Consider the following 15,421-nt stretch of genomic DNA (forward strand, 5'->3'; position numbering starts at 1 on the left):
GTGGCACGATTAGCCAAAGCACCAAAATCAACGTTTTGTCCGAAGCGGCTGAGAATGAAGTGGGTTATATGACCACTGACAGCGGCAGCGTAATTGCCACTACAGGTGGTACCTCAACCATTACCGTCAAAGCATTTAATGCCAAAGGTGTTGCAGTTGCAGGTAAGACCGTGAAGTTAAACCTTGCTAAAATACCTGCTGGCTTAAACATCACTGCCGATGCAGCAAGTAAAGTGACTGATGCCTCAGGTAATGCTATATTTACTGTTACTTATACTGCTGCATCGAGTCTAACTGCTGATCAAATCAAGGTATTACTTGCAGGGATCTCGGCGACTGCCAGCTATACCAACAGTGCAGGCAAGACCATTACTCAAGGCACGACCGTACAGTTCTATGTGAATCAGCAGAACATCCAGCGTATGGATCTGATGGTTGACAAGCCTGCACTGGTTGCCAACGTGGGCGTGGCTCAAGTGGTTCAAACTACCGTCACATTGCGGGATGAGCAAGGTCAACCGATTGTTAACCGTCAAGTGGCACTAGCACTCAACGATACCGCATTCCAAGCGGGGGTACGCTTTGCCAATAACTTGAGTGGTACTGCACTGGTTTATACTAACAGCAAAGGTCAGGCAAGTATCAAACTGAACGTGAATGCTGCCAATGCCGCCTCTTTTGATAACCTGCTTACTAATGGCATCACCATTTCTTCATTAGCAGTACAAGGTGATGGTGGCACGATTAGCCAAAGCACCAAAATCAACGTTTTGTCCGAAGCGGCTGAGAATGAAGTGGGTTATATGACCACTGACAGCGGCAGCGTAATTGCCACTACAGGTGGTACCTCAACCATTACCGTCAAAGCATTTAATGCCAAAGGTGTTGCAGTTGCAGGTAAGACCGTGAAGTTAAACCTTGCTAAAATACCTGCTGGCTTAAACATCACTGCCGATGCAGCAAGTAAAGTGACTGATGCCTCAGGTAATGCTATATTTACTGTTACTTATGCAGCAGCAACTAACTTAACTGCTGATCAAATCACCGCTTTACTTGGTGGTATTCAAGCTACAGCGACATATACCTCGAACTCAGGCAAGCCTGTTAGCCAAAGTACTGTGATTCAATTCTATGTGGATCAGGTTAACATCCAGCGCATGGACTTGGTTGTGGATAAAGCTGCGCTGACTGCCAAAATTGGTGTTGCTGAAACTATTAAAACCACAGTGACCATCAAAGATGCCAAAGGTGCTGCAATTGCTAATCGTCAAGTGACCGTTGCATTAGATCCAGCGGCACTACAAAATGGTGTGAGCATTGCTGGTGCTAAAGGCGGCTCAACCGTTGTTAGCACTAATGCAAATGGTCAGGCAGTTGTTAACTTGAATGTGAATGCCGCTAATCAAACTACACTGGATGCCTTAATTGCATCAGGGATTGGCATTGGTGCATCAGCGGTGCAAGGTGATGGTAGTGGCACAATTAGCCAAAGCACCAAAGTGAACGTATTCTCTCAAGAAGCCACTGCTTTAACTATGAGCACCAATGCGATTATTGCTACTACAGGCGGAGAAGCTGTAGTCACTGTTAAAACAATGAGTGGCAAAGGTATTGCAGCAGCAAATCAACAGATCAAATTAGCTTTAAACTTAGCCGGCCTACCTAGTGGTCTAGATATTAAAATCAATGGAAATATCAAACCTCAAGAAGGTGTTATTGTTAGTACTGATGCGAAAGGCGAAGCTAAATTTACTATCCTTTACACAGCAAAATCTAATTTGACTGCTGAGCAGATTAAGTTGCTACTTGCAGGCATTCAGGCAACTGCTAGCTATACAGTACAGTCAACTAATGAAAAAATCTCGCAAAGTACTATTGTTCAGTTTTATGTAAATGAACAAAATATCCAGCGTATGGATCTGGTGACTGCAATGAGCCAATCACCTACTCAAAATGGTGGTGCTCTCTCTTTGAGGCTAAACGCTAAACAGTCATTTAAAACAACAGTGACACTTAAAGATAGAGATGGCAAACCTGTGGCTAATCGCCAAGTGATTTTATCGTTAGATAACATTGCGGTGGACAATAACATCTTATTTAGACTAGTCAATTTTAAAGATGTGACCGGTGGTTTGACGGTTGTCACAACGGATTCAAATGGTCAGGCAGAAGTTACAGTAGAAGCTTTGGTACAAAACCAAGCTGACCTTGATGCTTTGCTTGCGTCAGGCATCGCCATTTCAGCCTCAGCAGTACAAGGTGATGGTTCTACAGCGATCAACCAAACCACTAACGTTCGTGTGGTATCGGAAGCTGCTGAAGAAGTGGCCGCAACTGCGGTAAGTTACTTGACAACTGTTAGTTCACAATCTCTAGCCACGACTGTTAATGGCAGTACTGAGATTAAGGTTAAAGCTTTCAATGCTAAAGGAGAAATACTTGCTGGTAAGGGTATTTCGCTTGAGCTAGCCGATATTCCAGCAGGCTTGACGATTAGTGCAACGCCGAGCACGAATATATCTGATATCACTGATGTGAATGGTGAAGCTAAATTTACCATAACCTATACTGCGCCAGCTGATGCTAACCTCACACCTGTTCAAATTAAAGCTTTATTGGCGGGTGTTAAGGCAACAGCGAGTTATACCGAAGGTGGAAAAGTAATCACTCAAAGTACGAAAATTCAGTTTTACGCGAATAGTGCAGCAATTGCTACAGATGCACAGCGTTTAGAGGTGAGTACCTCTAAAGGTGAAGTAATTGCCAACAGTGACAGCTTTACGCTCACCACTAAAGTAATTGATAGAAGTGGGAATCCAGCAGAGAACCGGTTTGTTAGCCTGAGTTTAGATGCAGCAGCCGCACAAAATGGAGTAACTATTGCTGGTGTCTACCAGCAAAAAACTGATGCGAGTGGTAATGTTACCTTTACGATTAATGTCCGGGGTGCAAGCCAGCAGGCGATTGATAACCTAGTTGCTAATGGCATTGGTTTAACTGCTTCTGTGGTGCAATCTAACGGTGCAGAGATTAAACAAACTACGCAAGTAATGGCAAAAGCCCCTCAAACGTTAGCAGTAAAATCTCTAATAGCAACACCATCGGCTGAAAGTATTGACAGTACAGGAGGTAGCACAGTTGTTGCAGTTCGTGCGGTTGACGCTGCAGGTAATCCTGTCGTTAATCAAGATATTAGTTTTGCTTTAGGGGGAGTAAATGCTACAAATGCTCGGGTGAGTGTGGATAAATCTTCAGCTGCCACCAATAGTCAAGGGTATGTGTACTTTACTGTGAGTATTGCTAATGGTGAGCTAGACAATGATTTGATCAAAGATGGGCTAACCTATGCAGTAAATACTATTAATCAAAACGATGGTAACTCAGTAAATCAAGTGGGCAAAATTAACGTGAGGGTGCCTGCTGGAACTTATAACCTTTTACCTTTAACACCATCCAAGCCTTCATTGTTGATTGCTGGGGATACGGTAACCATTACTTCTAAACTGGTTGATAACAAAGGTGCGCCTTTAAAATCTCAGCCAGTAACATTAGTGGTTAATAATGTAGCGGTTAATGGCGGTGTTAATGTTGAAGGCGGATTCAATGCAGTTACCGATGCAAGTGGTAATGTCAGCTTTAAGATTACACTGCCTGCCAAGACAAATCAGGCTCAAATTGATGAGTTGTTGAATAATGGCTTAACGATTAAGACCTCGGTAACGCTACCTAATGGTAATAAGCGTTATAGTCCTGATTTGAAGCTAGCAGTTGAGGATAAAGTGAGCGTATATCATTTTGATATTAGCCCTACCAAAACCACTTTAAATGTTGAGGGAGATGAAACATTAGTAGTTGTTTCTCTGCTAGATAGAAACAATCAGCCTGTAAAAAATAAAAAGATTACTTTAACGGCTCGTAATACAGCAGGCACTGTAATTGTCACTGCCAATGGTTCAGTTATTGCAACGGAGCCACAAACTGTGACGACTGATGAGCTTGGTCGTGGTTTCTATAAGGTACGTATTCCTTCATCAGGATTTGATCAAGATTTGCTGGTTGCAAGCGGTATTTTACTCGATGCAAGCAATATTGATGGCGATGGCGTAGAAACGACACAAATTAGTCGCTTGAACGTCGTTTCTAATACGGGGGGAGCTGGAAATCAGTTACCATCACGCTATAGCCTACGCCTTTCGCCAGCTAAGCCAACGCTCAATGTGCGTGATGATATTAGTGATGTGACTGTAACTGTCATTGATAGTAATGGTGGTGGTGTTGCAGGAAAATACGTAACCCTTGGCATTGATGATTTTGTGCGTAATGGCGCTATTATTGTAGGGCCTTCTGGCCTAACGACTGATGAAAACGGTAGAGCGACATTTAGAGTCAAAGTGGATGAAACCACACGTAGTCAAACTTACACTGCCACGCAATTTGCGGCTGATGATTTAACCTTAACAGCTAGACTGAGTGAAGAGGGATATGCTGCTATATCTCAAGTTTCTCAAGTCAATGTTGTTCAATCAGTTATTCAGCAGCCTGTTGCTTCTATTGTCATTGGTGTTAATCCGACTGAGATTGGTGCATCAAGTGATGGGGTTTATTACACACGTAATATGTCTGCAAGTGTGGTCGATTTTGATGGTCGGCCATTGGCTAAGCAGGAAGTATCACTTGATATTACACCTTTAGCATATATTAAGGGTCGCTACATTTGGGCACTTGCACCAGTAGTGGGTGGGGATAACGCAGCTAAGTGGGTAGGTCCTGGCGATCAGTACTATGATTTTAGCAATGCTAATGTTTACCTTCCTGCAGGTAGCACTGTACCAATGAATAATAACGGTACTCCAGCTAATATTAGTGATGACTTCCCAGCAACGACTACATCAAACAATGCAAACCTATGTTTTGCAAACGCAGCAGGTACTGCTGTAACAAATGGAGAGGTAACGAATATTCCTGTGAAAGTACCAACTTTCCTTGGTCAAGGTTCTACAGCTACCTATACTACAGATGCAGAAGGTAAGTTTGATTTTACTATTCGCTATCCAAAAATCTATGCACAATGGTTAAATGTTCGCATTGGGGCAACTTCTACAGTGGCCTCTTTGCCAAATAGAACAGTTTATGACTTAGGGTTACCATCGCTTGCTGGTGATTACAGCACTGATGGTACGTTTGGTCCTAACCTGAATAGTCCATATGGCACAACGAATGGTTGTCCTTAATCCTTGAGCAATAAAAAACGGCTCCCAGTGAGCCGTTTTTTATTGCCTGAAATTTATAAACCTGTGCCAACACTAACTGTTGCCGTAGGTCGAACCTGCATATTCTGACAAGCAGTTAAACTTGTAAACGCAATCAATAAAACAAAGCCAAATCTAATCATCCAGTAAATCCATTTGCTTAGCTAGTTGATATAAATTGCTGGAGCGGTTTCCAGTACGGCAAAACATCAGTATGGGTTTGGGTAGTTCATTATAATGGCGGGCAAAGGCTTCGATATCCAATTGACTGATTTGTCCAGCTACTATGGGCTGAAATACATAGTCAATTCCGGCATTGCGTGCAGCTTCTTCAAGCTGGGCGCTGGTGGGCTGGTCATTACCCCCTTCAAAATCTGGTCGGTTATTGATTAAAGATTTAAAGCCTTTTTGGGTGACTTCGGGCATATGTTCTGGATAAAGCTGTCCTGCAAAACCCACTTGCTCTGTCATGGTTTATTCTCCATTGATTTAAAAATAAGATAGCTAAACTGTACCTAAGTTAAGACAATATCAACAAATAATTTTCAGCAAAAAAATGTTTGTAACTGGTTAAATGATGAATCTTCTATTCTATACTGTAACTGGAAAACAGGGACTAAAAACCATGAGCCATCGATTTTTAGGCATACACTTCTAGGACAGAGGGATAATAAATGGGCCAGTACAGCATAGAGCCATTATTTTTAAAAAGCAGCGGGGAAACACTGGGAGCAGATTTTTATCGACCTGCCAAGGTACGCAAACCTGCGGTGATTATTATGGCGCATGGATTTGCAGGAGAACGCAAGTTTAGTTTACCGGATACTGCAACAGCATTTGCTGAGGCCGGTTATGCAGTGATATTGTTTGATTACCGGGGTTTTGGCGGCAGTACTGGAAAGCCCCGTGAGTTGGTGTCAGCACCCAACCATGTGGCAGACTGGAAAGCCGTGCTAGGGCAGGTTAAAAAGCGTAAGGATGTGGATACTTCACGCATTGTACTGTGGGGTATGTCCATGAGTGGCGGGCATGTGATTACTACTGCAGCGCGGGAGAAAGGTATTGCTGCCATTATTGGATTGGTGCCGCATGTGGATGGATTTGCCAGCGCCATGATGTATCCCAAGCATTTGCTGCCGCGCGCCACAGCTTTGGCCTTGCAGGATTTGGCAGGTTCCAAGATTGGCCGTGATCCGGTTCGTATTCCAGTAGTAGCTGAGCAGGGTGTACGCTGCCTGACTGGCGATGACTGTTATGAAGGTTACATGCAGATGGTGCCCAAAGGCAGTAGCTGGGTCGGTTTGGTGCCAGCACGCATTATTATTACAATTAATCAGTACCGGCCGACCAAGGAAGCAGCCAGGGTACCATGTCCAGCGCTAATTTTTGCTGCGCAAGAGGATAGCCTGATTCCACTATCTGCAACTCGTAAGGCAGCAGCAAAGATTAAGCAGGTTGAATATCTGGAATGGCCCATTGGGCATTTTGATTTGTTGCAGGGGCGCTGGTTTGAGGAAGGCATTCGGGTGCAACTGGCTTTTTTAAAGAAACATATTGGTTAACTGGTTTATGAACAGGATAAGATCATGATTGTTAGCTGTCCATATTGTCTGGCAAAAAACCGGCTGGAAAAAAACCGTCTAACTGAGGCTCCAAAATGTGGCCGCTGCCATGAATACTTGTTAAATGGCAAACCGGTAGAGTTAAATGACCAAACATTTCAGCAATTTACCAGTTCTACTGAATTACCGGTACTGGTAGACTTCTGGGCGTCATGGTGTGGCCCCTGCAAGATGATGGCACCGCATTTTGAGCATGCAGCTGGACAGGTAAGTGATATTCAGTTTGTTAAGGTGAATACCGAGCAAGCCACTATCACAGCCCAGCAGTTTGCCATTCGCAGTATTCCGACGCTGGTTGTATTCAGGCAGGGTAGGGAAATCGCACGGCAGGCAGGAGCCATGACTTCAGCACAAATCCAGCAGTGGCTGGCAGAATTTAAGTAAAGGAAAGGTGCAATGCAGCAAACCCCAATAGGCCAACAGCAGGCTGTAACAGAAAAGACAGCAATAAAACCAATTGGTGAGCTGTCTTTAAAAGTGATTGCCATGCCAGCCGATACCAACTGGAATGGTGATGTGTTTGGTGGCTGGTTAGTATCGCAAATGGATTTGGCTGGTGCAGTGCATGCGCATCAGGTTTCCAAGGGCAGGGTAGCTACGATTTCCATTAATAACATGGTGTTTCATGTGCGGGTAAAGGTTGGGCAGGTGCTGGGCTGTTATACGCAAGTGATCAAAACTGGCACGACTTCAATGCAAATTATGGTTGAAGTATGGGAAACCAATGATATTGACAATCCGGTACTGGTGACAAACGGTGTATTTACTTATGTAGCGATTGATGAGTCTGGTAAAAAACGGGCCATTCCGCAGTAAAGTCCAAGAGGGACTGCAAAAGTGCTAATAAAAAAGCTGCCAGTCATATTATGATCTGGCAGCTTTTTTTACTGAAGCTGTAAAGCTTAAGCCTGTTTCTTTTTCTTGGGAAGCCAGGCCCAGTTCATACTGCATTGAATTGGTGACTGGCCAGATTCATCGACTACGGTAATGGGCACAATCAGGTCACCCTTTTCATTATCGGCAATATACTGGCGCTGTTCGTCGCTTAGGGTGGCGGTGGCTGTCATGTCGCCCTTGGCAATACGTTTATAGTCCACATGCAGGGATTTGATCAGCATGATGCGGTTGTCCGGGACATTCAGGCCAACCACAAAACCAGTGGCTGTTTCGGCCAGCAAGGCCATGGCAGCAGCATGCAGGCCTTTAATATGGTTTTGCATCGGACGCTTGTTTTTAATGCTGACCACGACTTTATCCGGGGTCACATGCTCATAGCGAATGCCGGCAGTCCCTACCATGGGTACAATCGTGCCAAATGCTTTGGAAATGGCAAAAGTGCGAACAGGTTCTGGCAGCTTGGCAGTGGCATTGACCACTTTCATCATACGGTTAGGTTTGCTCATAAAATTTCCCCGGAATTGTGAAGTTAAAATCAGTCTTTAAAATTGTTAAATTGCAGTGGCAGGCCAAATTGCTGTTCTTTTAGAAATGCCATGACCTGTTGAAGGGTATCACGTTTTTTATCAGTCACCCGGATTTTGTCGCCCTGAATGGAAGACTGTGCCTTGATACCACTTTCCTTAATTGCTTTGTTGATTTTCTTGGCAGTATCAGAATCAAGGCCATCTTTGAGCTTGATCACCTGAATGGTGTGCTTGCCTGAAGCAGTCATTTTTTGCGGATCCAGACTTTGCAGGTCTATTTTGCGCTTGTGAAAATGGTTTTCCAGCATGGTGTAAACCTGTTCAACCTGAAAGTCGCTTTCGGCACTGATCTTGATTTCTTTGGCTTTTTCATTAAGCTCAATAGTGACTTCAGAACCACGGAAGTCAAAGCGGGTCTGGATTTCTTTTTGGGTGTTCTGAACCGCGTGGTTGACTTCAAAAATTTCCAATTCCGATACAATATCAAATGACGGCATGATTTATCCTTTACATTGAGTGGAAAATTATTGTAAGAATGCTAGGTGGTATTGAAGTTTTTGCCAAGTGCTGATTGTAGTCAAGGAGTGTATAAATGATTCGCAAGCTTGAAATTACGACCTTTGATTTCCCGGAAAATGCTGTGATCTGGGATGTAAGGGATGCCAAGGCTTTTGCAGAAGGGCACGTTAAGGGTGCGGTCAACCAGCCTATTAATGATTTATCTGCGGATCAGTTAAGCCAGATTGATACTGGTCAGCCAATTTATGTGTTGTGTGGTGGTGGCAGTAAGGCACCCCGTGCAGCGGAGCTACTGCATTCTTTTGATGAAAACCGCGATATCGTGGTACTGATGGGTGGTACTCGTGCTGCCAAGGCTGCTGGTATGCAGCTTGAGCAAAGCCAGTAATAATTCATTAAGGATTATTAAGGGACATTCTATTTACGGGCTTGAACAAAGCGATTTGGATCAATGCCCGTAGCAATGTGTGCTGACAATGGCCAGGCTTCACCCAGCAACTGGGCACAGAGTAGTTCTGCACACAATGGTGCAAAGCTAAAGCCCTTGGAACCCAGTCCGGTTAGTGTCCATAAGCCAGCATACCCTGCAATCTGGCCTGCAAGCGGTAAGTAATCAGGAGACTGGGCACGAATGGCGGCTCGCCCTTGCCACGTGGTAATTGCCGGAAATCTATCGGCGAGCGCTGGTGCAATGGCCGTGATTAAATCAAGGTTGTGCTGATGGTCGGCAAGTCTGATATCAGTTTTGGCATCCTGCCGGATAAATGAGGCGCCCAGCAACACAGTCGCCTCGTGTTCGGGCTGGTTCAGTTGAGCCATGTAGCCACCATAAGTCATGGGCATAGGCAAAGCAGCTAGGTTGCCGGGTTTAATAAACCATGACACTTGCCCACGGATTGGCTTTAATATAGGCAAACTGTCACATAGCAGCGAACTATTGAGTGCACTGCAAATCACCACGTGATCATACCGTCCCAAAATTTCCTGCTGGCTATTGATAAGCTGCCATTGCGAGGCTGTTAATGGCGGTGCAATGACTGATGTTTCGCCTAAACTTTCTTCTACTGCTTTTATTTGGACAATTTCTGCCTGAGAGTACTGAATGGCCGGATTTTTTAAAATTACTTGAGCCAGCGCATGCGGGTTTAGTAATCCGGCCTGTTTAAACCAGATACCAGACCAAGTACCGGAAGTTTCACTTGGCAGGTGTGCACTGCTTTGTGACGCTGATAAGCCTTCAATGATGTCGTGATGGTAAGCGCTGGCTTTCTCCAGTTCCTGCTCAGCACGCTTGTCCAGCATATGCAACATGCCGGTTTTCTCAACCACATGGGCAAATTGCTGCCAGTAGCGCAGGCTAAATAAACAACCGAGATTAAGCAGGTTGCCAGCAAATTTTGACAGGGAAACCAGCTTGGGTGCAAGCAGGGCGCGTGGATTGCCGGATGCGCCGGCCAGCGGCTGTTCCTGATCATACAAATCACAGGCATAGCCCCGGCTTGCCAGGGCATGCGCCATAGATAACCCGGCAATGCCAGCCCCAATAATGGCAATTTTAGGCAGGGTTTTTGTTGGTTTCAATATGACCTGTTGGTCTCGGATTTCTAATCCTTGCACCTCAGGCATAGCCTTCGGGCTTGCACTCGGGAAAAGATTATTAATCGTTTCTATTTCTTGTACCTCAAGCATAGCTTTCGGCCTTGCACTCGGATCAAGCAATGCTTGATTTTTTCCGAGTGCAGGCCACCATGCTTTGAGCATTTCACGTTTGCGGCCAAAACCGGCTGGCCGGGTCACTTTAATGCCAAACTGGCGTAAACCCTGTTTAACCACACCTGCCACACTAAATGAGGCAAAGGTGGTGCCAGGGCCAGAAAGCCGGATCAGGTGTTTTAGGATATTTTCCTGCCAGAGTTCTGGATTGCACTTGGGCGCAAAGCCATCCATAAACCAGGCATCAACCGCATGACTGCTTTGAATAACCGGTAGGCAGTCCGTTGCATCACCCAGCCACAGGTCAATGGAAAATCGTTCATCGGCAAATACCAGCCGGTGACAGCCGGGCAGGGCGGGTGGATATTGGGCAATGAGCTGACTGGATAAATGAGCAAGATCAGGCCATGCAGCTAAAGCGCGCTGTAAGTCATTATGTGATAGTGGAAATTTTTCTACCGTAATGACATGCAGGCGACTATGGTTATTGGGTCGGCACTGTTGCCAGAGTTGCCACAGTGCCAGAATGTTCAGGCCCGTGCCAAAGCCGGTTTCGCCAACACAAAAATACTGATGCGATTGAAGCTGTGCCAGCCGTCCAGATAGTTCATTGCCTTGCAGGAAGACATGACGAGTTTCAGCCAGTCCATTGGCTTTGGAAAAATACACGTCGCCAAATTGCCGGGAGACCGGGATTTCAACACCATCCTCTACAATCCAGTCGAGGTCAGCATACAGGATTGGAGCAGTCAGGCTGGAGGGCACGGGCATAACATCCTAAAAAAGAAAGGCTAAACAGTTTAAAACCAGAGTGGGCCAAGCGAAGGTGCAGTCATTTTACGGATACCTGCTTTGCGCACAGATTGAGCGATGCTCGATGTATCCTCTTGTACCTTCACTTACGCCTCGCTTAACCTATTCTCGTTCCTATCACCAGCGGCGAGTGCGTTTGCTTAAAATATAGTTGGCCAGAATAAAGCCAATAAAAGCGCCAACAGCCAGTGTGACCGCGCCATACAAAAACATTTGTGCGCTACGTTCACTTTGCAACACCTGTACCTGAACGGTCAGGTTATCGTTCATCAGTTGCAGCTCCTGATTACGGGCTAGCGCATTCTGATTGGCCTGTTCCAGCTGGGCCAGACGGGCAGTGTTTTGCTGGATTTGCTGGTGCAGTTGCTGATTAATGACAATACCGCTAGACGCAGGCGCCGCGCTGGTATACGTACTGAGCAATAATCCCAATAACAGCAGCCAGCTAGCCAGCACCTTAGTAAGATTGCGTAATGGCATTAGGGTAAAGCCTTGATAAAGGGCTTAACGTCAATCTGGCTATACACACCTTCCAGCAAATACGGCTCCTCGGCCAGCCATGCATCCAGACTGGCACGATCCGGAAAATCCAGCACCAGCAGGCTACCGTAGAAACCCTGCGCGGTATCTGCTGCATTTTTGGGACATGGCCCTGCCAGAACCACCCGGCCCTGTTCATGAAGGGCTTTGAGACGTTCCAGATGACGCGGGCGAACTTCCAGACGCTTGGCCAGCTGGTCAGGGGCATCAGTGCAGTGAATGGCAAATAAAGGCATGTGGTTTCTCAGGTATTCAATCAGTGGCGTGACTAAGATCCGTTGCTGGAAATCTTGATGTATTTTCTCAGGATGACCATCTGGGCAATCAGGAAGCTAAACATGACAATTATATCGCCGAATGCAGTAAATTCGCCCCAGTATTTGCCATTAAAAAGGATAAAAGCAAAGAAAATATGCAGTGATGCCATGAAAAAGAAAAACAGGCCCCATGCCAGATTTAACTTTTTCCAGTTGCGGTCATCAAGCTCAAACACTGGCCCAAACAGGCGCTGGATAAGAGGCTTACGGTCTTTCATCAGCATCGGACTGAGCAGGAAGCCAAAACCAAATACCACGTTAATGATGACGGCTTTAAGTCGAATATAAAAATCATCACTCAGCATCAGGGTGATACCGCCAAAAACTACCGTCATGGCCAGCACAAACCATTGCGATTTTTCCAGACGGAATTTCTGAAACACCAGCAGCGTACCGTATACCACCAATGTTGAAATCAGCAGGGCACAGGTGGCCACCAGAATGTTGTTGTTATCAGGCGCGCCGGTACTGCCAACAAGCTGCAACAGGGGGTGAGTGCGATCCGCCGGATCTGTGGTTTTGTAGAAGTAAAAGAATATAATTAATGGAACATAGTCCAATAGGGCTTTCATGCTACAGTGTCAGCCAAGTCAAGGTTAAAGTGCCGAAAGTATAGAATATGCAACGCATGGATTTACATACCCACAGCCATTTTTCTGATGGAACTTTGTCACCGGCGGCACTCATGGAGCATGCAAGGTGCAGTCATGTGGACATGCTGGCACTGACTGACCATGACACACTGGATGGCCTGCCTGAAGCACGGCTGGCTGCCACGGAACATGGCATCACGCTGGTTGAGGGGGTGGAAGTTTCCAGCCAGTGGTACAAGCCCAATAAAAAAAATCCGTTTGGCGTACATATTGTGGCGCTGGCCCCAAAAAATCTGGCACCCTTGCAGGAGCTACTGGCCGGGCAGCAGCAGATTCGGGCCGTACGGGCGCAGCAAATTTGTCAAAAACTGGAAAAAGTAACCAAGACTGATCCATGGCCTGAAGTGCTGGCACTGGCTGATGGCCGGGCAGAAGGTGTGACCCGCTCGCATATTGCCAGCTGGCTGGTACAAAAAGGCATTGTGGCACGCCAGCAACAGGCCTTTGACCATTATTTAAAGGAAGGCAAAAGTGCGTTTATCCCACTGGCATGGGCAGACCTAAAACAGGTGCTTGAGGTAATTAATGCCAGTGGCGGACAGGCTGTACTGGCACATCCCACGCGCTATGGCTTGTCGGCCACGCATATTCGTTATCTGGCAGGTTTGTTTAAAAGTCTGGGTGGGCATGCCATTGAGCTACCATCAGCTGTTGAGCCACCAGCTACCCGCGCCATGATAGATTACCTGATTGCCCAGCATGACCTTGCGGTATCGGTTGCCAGTGATTTTCATGGCAATAATATGCCATGGCTAAAACTGGGTCATGTACCTGCGGTGAAGGAAAACCAGCGTGGGGTCTGGGAGCAGTTTTAGCCTGCCTGGGTCAGGCCTTCATCAGGTTAGCACATGATCGACGGGTTGTAGCGGCGCAGGAATATCAATGGCATTTAAGCCCGTTAAAATATCAATTTCCATGGTACGCAGCAGCGCATCCAGTGGCAGGTCGTTTTTTTCCAGTCCAAACGGTTCCTCTAACTCACTGCCCAGGGCATCCAGCCCAAAGAAGGTATAGGCCAGCAGACCAACCACCAATGGGGTAAAAAAACCAAGACTATGCGCCAAACCAAACGGTAATAGCAGGCAAAACAGGTAGGCAGTGCGGTGCAACAACAGTGAATAGGCAAAGGGCAAGGGTGTGGACACAATCCGGTCACAGGCAGCCTGCACACTGGCACATTCGCTGATATGATTATTGAGTTGCACATAGCAAATATCGCTCAGTTTACCCTGATGCAGGCTTTGCATCAGTACATCATGTGCCAGCACCAAGGCATATTGGGGCGCGTTGTTGTGCTGCTGTATAAGCTGATATTGGGCAGGGCTAAGCCATTGTTGAGTGCGGGAAGACAGCGGTATGTTGCGCAGTCTGGCCAGCAAGGCATAATTGAATACCAGTACATACTGCATTAGCTGTTGACGCGGTATGGCGGGTAACAACTGACTATTACGATCCAGATGACGGACCTGTGCAATTAGGTGACCCCACAGCTTGCGGGCTTCCCACCAGCGTTCATAGCAGGCATTGTTGCGAAACACCAAAAAAATGGACAAGGTCAGGCCAATCAGTGAGAACGCAGCAATTGGCACATCAGCCAGTGGGTGAATCGCCCAGTGGTTGAGTCCCAACAGCAGCGCAGACAAGCCGATCACTGTCAAAAGCTGCGGCATGATTTGTGGCAATATTGAGCCCTGCATGGCCAGCAGCAGCCTCAGCGAATTGGGGCGTTCACGAACAATCATGCGATTAAAAACCTGTCCTGTAAAAATTAAACCGGCATATAGCCCTGTTCAGCAAAGGATAAAACCATATCCTGCCCCACAATAACATGATCCACCAGCCTGATATCCAGTAGCTGGCAGGCCTGCATCAGTTGCAGGGTGAGTTGACGGTCAGCCGGGGAAGGCTGCGCTGGTGCATCCGGATGATTATGCGCCACAATCAGGTTAACAGCGCGATGCGTGAGCGCCAGCCGCATGATTTCCCGAATATGCACACTACACTGGGTAATAGAGCCATAAAAGATTTTTTCAAACTGGATCAGGCGCAGCTGGCTATCCAGAAACATGGCTGCAAATACCTCACGGGGTTCATGCCGTAACTGTTGGGAAAAATACTGTTTGACCAGTGCTGGTTCATTTAACTGGTGATGTTGCTGCAACTGGTGACCAACATAACGCCGGCCCATCTCAAGTGCGGCCATCAGGTGCGCGACCTTGGCATCACCCATACCATGACAGGCCAGCAATTGCTCCTGACTGGCATTCAGCAGGTCAAACAGGCTGCCAAATTCGCCAATCATGGTGCGGGCCATTTCAATGGCAGAGGCTCTGGCGCTACCGGTGCGCAGAAAAATAGCCAGCAGTTCGGCATCTGACAGAGCTGCTGCCCCTTGTTTTAGCAGTCGTTCCCGTGGGCGTTCAGAGGCAGGCCAGCATTTAATACTCATGTTTATTCCATTGGCTTGTTATCATCATGGCGATGAAGTTCTTTGTCATTCTGTTTATAAAAATCTTTGATTTCTGTCTATTGCCGCTTTTTAAAGGCGCAGGGATTTTAATATGAATGCTG

General features: G+C 46.5%; 15 protein-coding genes. 6 read left to right on the top strand and 9 right to left on the bottom strand.

Translation table 11 applies throughout. The features are described 5' to 3' along the window. The first annotated feature begins 59 nt into the window (after positions 1-59). Positions 60-5,231 carry a beta strand repeat-containing protein gene (locus BKE30_RS15955; protein ID WP_454464554.1) on the top strand — a complete coding sequence of 1,724 codons (5,172 nt, stop codon included), beginning with the start codon at positions 60-62 and terminating at the stop codon, positions 5,229-5,231. A 153-nt stretch (positions 5,232-5,384) separates the two neighbouring features. On the opposite strand, the gene BKE30_RS03170 is transcribed toward BKE30_RS15955, so the two are convergent. After that, on the bottom strand, positions 5,385-5,720 hold the full coding sequence (locus BKE30_RS03170; protein WP_076877216.1) for a TIGR01244 family sulfur transferase: 336 nt from the start codon (positions 5,718-5,720) through the stop codon (positions 5,385-5,387). 203 nt (positions 5,721-5,923) lie between these two features. Here BKE30_RS03170 and BKE30_RS03175 point away from each other — a divergent pair, with 203 nt between their 5' ends. The 3 genes from BKE30_RS03175 to BKE30_RS03185 are packed head-to-tail and all read left to right on the top strand — an operon-like array spanning position 5,924 to position 7,687. Beyond that, on the top strand, positions 5,924-6,811 hold the full coding sequence (locus BKE30_RS03175; RefSeq protein WP_076877217.1) for an alpha/beta hydrolase: 888 nt from the start codon (positions 5,924-5,926) through the stop codon (positions 6,809-6,811). A gap of 24 nt (positions 6,812-6,835) precedes the next feature. Further along, on the top strand, positions 6,836-7,255 hold the full coding sequence (gene trxC, locus BKE30_RS03180; protein WP_076877218.1) for a thioredoxin TrxC: 420 nt from the start codon (positions 6,836-6,838) through the stop codon (positions 7,253-7,255). A 12-nt stretch (positions 7,256-7,267) separates the two neighbouring features. After that, complete coding sequence (locus BKE30_RS03185) at positions 7,268-7,687, top strand: acyl-CoA thioesterase (protein ID WP_076877219.1); 420 nt, start codon at positions 7,268-7,270, stop codon at positions 7,685-7,687. 86 nt (positions 7,688-7,773) lie between these two features. Here the strand turns inward: BKE30_RS03185 and BKE30_RS03190 are convergent, their stop codons facing one another. Continuing rightward, the gene (locus tag BKE30_RS03190; protein ID WP_076877220.1) at positions 7,774-8,274 is read right to left on the bottom strand and encodes a DUF4442 domain-containing protein; all 501 of its coding nucleotides are present in this window, start codon (positions 8,272-8,274) and stop codon (positions 7,774-7,776) included. Between the two features lie 29 nt (positions 8,275-8,303). Then, a complete protein-coding gene (locus BKE30_RS03195; protein WP_076877221.1) occupies positions 8,304-8,792 on the bottom strand; it encodes a YajQ family cyclic di-GMP-binding protein in 489 nt (162 codons plus the stop codon). Between the two features lie 95 nt (positions 8,793-8,887). Between BKE30_RS03195 and BKE30_RS03200 the strand changes: the two genes are divergently transcribed. Further along, a complete protein-coding gene (locus BKE30_RS03200) occupies positions 8,888-9,202 on the top strand; it encodes a rhodanese-like domain-containing protein (RefSeq protein ID WP_076877222.1) in 315 nt (104 codons plus the stop codon). A gap of 29 nt (positions 9,203-9,231) precedes the next feature. Here the strand turns inward: BKE30_RS03200 and mnmC are convergent, their stop codons facing one another. The 4 genes from mnmC to BKE30_RS03220 form a co-directional block, all read right to left on the bottom strand. Continuing rightward, positions 9,232-11,298 (bottom strand): FAD-dependent 5-carboxymethylaminomethyl-2-thiouridine(34) oxidoreductase MnmC, encoded by a 2,067-nt coding sequence (gene mnmC / locus BKE30_RS03205; RefSeq protein WP_076877223.1) that lies wholly within the window; start codon positions 11,296-11,298, stop codon positions 9,232-9,234. Positions 11,299-11,457: 159 nt separating this feature from the next. Then, the gene (locus tag BKE30_RS16275) at positions 11,458-11,820 is read right to left on the bottom strand and encodes a hypothetical protein (RefSeq protein WP_227518337.1); all 363 of its coding nucleotides are present in this window, start codon (positions 11,818-11,820) and stop codon (positions 11,458-11,460) included. Further along, positions 11,820-12,116, bottom strand: a complete 297-nt coding sequence (locus tag BKE30_RS03215) for a YciI family protein (RefSeq protein ID WP_076877224.1) — start codon at positions 12,114-12,116, stop codon at positions 11,820-11,822. Before BKE30_RS03215 ends, BKE30_RS16275 begins: the two co-directional genes overlap by 1 nt. Positions 12,117-12,148: 32 nt before the next feature. Further along, positions 12,149-12,769 carry an inner membrane-spanning protein YciB gene (locus BKE30_RS03220; protein ID WP_076877225.1) on the bottom strand — a complete coding sequence of 207 codons (621 nt, stop codon included), beginning with the start codon at positions 12,767-12,769 and terminating at the stop codon, positions 12,149-12,151. Between the two features lie 47 nt (positions 12,770-12,816). On the opposite strand from BKE30_RS03220, the gene BKE30_RS03225 reads away from it, so the two are divergent. Next, entirely contained in the window at positions 12,817-13,665 is an 849-nt protein-coding gene (locus BKE30_RS03225) for a PHP domain-containing protein (protein WP_076877226.1), read from the top strand. A 21-nt stretch (positions 13,666-13,686) separates the two neighbouring features. Here BKE30_RS03225 and BKE30_RS03230 read toward each other — a convergent pair whose 3' ends face one another. Both BKE30_RS03230 and radC read right to left on the bottom strand, forming a co-directional pair. After that, positions 13,687-14,592 (bottom strand): bestrophin family protein, encoded by a 906-nt coding sequence (locus tag BKE30_RS03230; protein WP_076877227.1) that lies wholly within the window; start codon positions 14,590-14,592, stop codon positions 13,687-13,689. 26 nt (positions 14,593-14,618) lie between these two features. Next, positions 14,619-15,299 (bottom strand): RadC family protein, encoded by a 681-nt coding sequence (gene radC, locus BKE30_RS03235; protein ID WP_076877228.1) that lies wholly within the window; start codon positions 15,297-15,299, stop codon positions 14,619-14,621. Positions 15,300-15,421 lie beyond the last annotated feature (122 nt).

It is taken from the genome of Alkanindiges hydrocarboniclasticus, assembly GCF_001982605.1.
Taxonomy (GTDB): domain Bacteria; phylum Pseudomonadota; class Gammaproteobacteria; order Pseudomonadales; family Moraxellaceae; genus Alkanindiges; species Alkanindiges hydrocarboniclasticus.

What these genes read in the sequence shown, in the direction of transcription:
- BKE30_RS03230 (WP_076877227.1), bottom strand. Translation starts at nt 14,592, where the DNA reads ATGATTGTTCGTGAACGCCCCAATTCGCTGAGGCTGCTGCTGGCCATG.
- radC (WP_076877228.1), bottom strand. Translation starts at nt 15,299, where the DNA reads ATGAGTATTAAATGCTGGCCTGCCTCTGAACGCCCACGGGAACGACTG.
- BKE30_RS03200 (WP_076877222.1), top strand. Translation starts at nt 8,888, where the DNA reads ATGATTCGCAAGCTTGAAATTACGACCTTTGATTTCCCGGAAAATGCT.
- BKE30_RS03215 (WP_076877224.1), bottom strand. Translation starts at nt 12,116, where the DNA reads ATGCCTTTATTTGCCATTCACTGCACTGATGCCCCTGACCAGCTGGCC.
- BKE30_RS03195 (WP_076877221.1), bottom strand. Translation starts at nt 8,792, where the DNA reads ATGCCGTCATTTGATATTGTATCGGAATTGGAAATTTTTGAAGTCAAC.
- BKE30_RS03190 (WP_076877220.1), bottom strand. Translation starts at nt 8,274, where the DNA reads ATGAGCAAACCTAACCGTATGATGAAAGTGGTCAATGCCACTGCCAAG.
- BKE30_RS16275 (WP_227518337.1), bottom strand. Translation starts at nt 11,820, where the DNA reads ATGCCATTACGCAATCTTACTAAGGTGCTGGCTAGCTGGCTGCTGTTA.
- trxC (WP_076877218.1), top strand. Translation starts at nt 6,836, where the DNA reads ATGATTGTTAGCTGTCCATATTGTCTGGCAAAAAACCGGCTGGAAAAA.
- BKE30_RS03225 (WP_076877226.1), top strand. Translation starts at nt 12,817, where the DNA reads ATGCAACGCATGGATTTACATACCCACAGCCATTTTTCTGATGGAACT.
- BKE30_RS03185 (WP_076877219.1), top strand. Translation starts at nt 7,268, where the DNA reads ATGCAGCAAACCCCAATAGGCCAACAGCAGGCTGTAACAGAAAAGACA.
- BKE30_RS03220 (WP_076877225.1), bottom strand. Translation starts at nt 12,769, where the DNA reads ATGAAAGCCCTATTGGACTATGTTCCATTAATTATATTCTTTTACTTC.
- BKE30_RS03175 (WP_076877217.1), top strand. Translation starts at nt 5,924, where the DNA reads ATGGGCCAGTACAGCATAGAGCCATTATTTTTAAAAAGCAGCGGGGAA.
- BKE30_RS03170 (WP_076877216.1), bottom strand. Translation starts at nt 5,720, where the DNA reads ATGACAGAGCAAGTGGGTTTTGCAGGACAGCTTTATCCAGAACATATG.
- mnmC (WP_076877223.1), bottom strand. Translation starts at nt 11,298, where the DNA reads ATGCCCGTGCCCTCCAGCCTGACTGCTCCAATCCTGTATGCTGACCTC.